Origin of the sequence: Burkholderia sp. E168m23 (genome assembly GCF_016586125.1) — a bacterium.
Classification (GTDB): Bacteria; Pseudomonadota; Gammaproteobacteria; order Burkholderiales; family Burkholderiaceae; genus Burkholderia; species Burkholderia orbicola.
Genome location: NZ_BCPP01001546.1, coordinates 1 through 864 on the forward strand (window position 1 = coordinate 1; position 864 = coordinate 864).

The 864-nt window shown below is 64.2% G+C and carries 1 protein-coding gene; it reads left to right on the forward strand.

Annotated features, from left to right (window positions below; genetic code table 11):
- Positions 1 to 29: 29 nt before the first annotated feature.
- Positions 30 to 864, forward strand: an 835-nt coding sequence (locus tag JMF90_RS38795) for a LysR substrate-binding domain-containing protein (RefSeq protein ID WP_201326517.1), incomplete at its 3' end; no start/stop codon positions are given.

The window sequence follows — 864 nt, forward strand, 5'->3', positions numbered from 1 at the left end:
TCCGGTACACGCACGATAGCGACGCCCCGATGACCGAACAATCGAAAAATTTGCAACCCGGGTATGCCGCGCATGCATACCCGCTGGCCGACCTGACGCGACCGCTCCCGCCGTTGGCGGCAATTCAGTCGTTCGTCGCCGCGGCACAGCTGGGCAGCGTCAGCAAGGCTGCGGATCACCTATGCCGCACGCAAGGTGCAGTCAGCCGCCAGATACAGCAGTTGGAAACGCATTACCGATGCGCGCTCTTCGTGCGCCATGTATCGGGCCTGACGTTGACGGCAGAAGGCAATGCACTGCTGACGGTCGCGGTCGACGTGCTCACGCAATTGGTCCGGCACGCGGACGTTCATGCACGGGCGACTTCGGTGCTCACGTTGAAGTTGCCGTCCACGTTCGCCGTTCGCTGGCTGCTCCCGCGGCTGCCGGACATTCATCGCGCGATGAGCGGCACGGAGCTTCGTATTTCGACCTCCGCGGACGATACGCCGGATTTCACGACGTCCGATGTCGATGCCATCGTCGTGCGCGGCACGGGACAGTGGACCGGCATGGACGCGATACCGCTGTTCTCCGAGAGGCTCACGCCGATGTGCGCGCCCGCACTGGCAACCTCACTGCGATCCGTTGCCGATCTCGCGCAGGTCGATTTGCTGCATCCCGGGCCGAGCCACGCAGAGTGGCGGTGCTGGCTTGATCATGTCGGGGCACGCCAGATCGACGCGGGACGCGGACTCGTATTCGATACCCTCGAATTGACGCTCGCGGCATCGACGGAAGGACACGGCATTGCCATCGGCGACCCGCGAATGGCGAGAGACCGGCTCCGTGCGGGATCGCTGGTGACACCGTTCGAGGATGTGG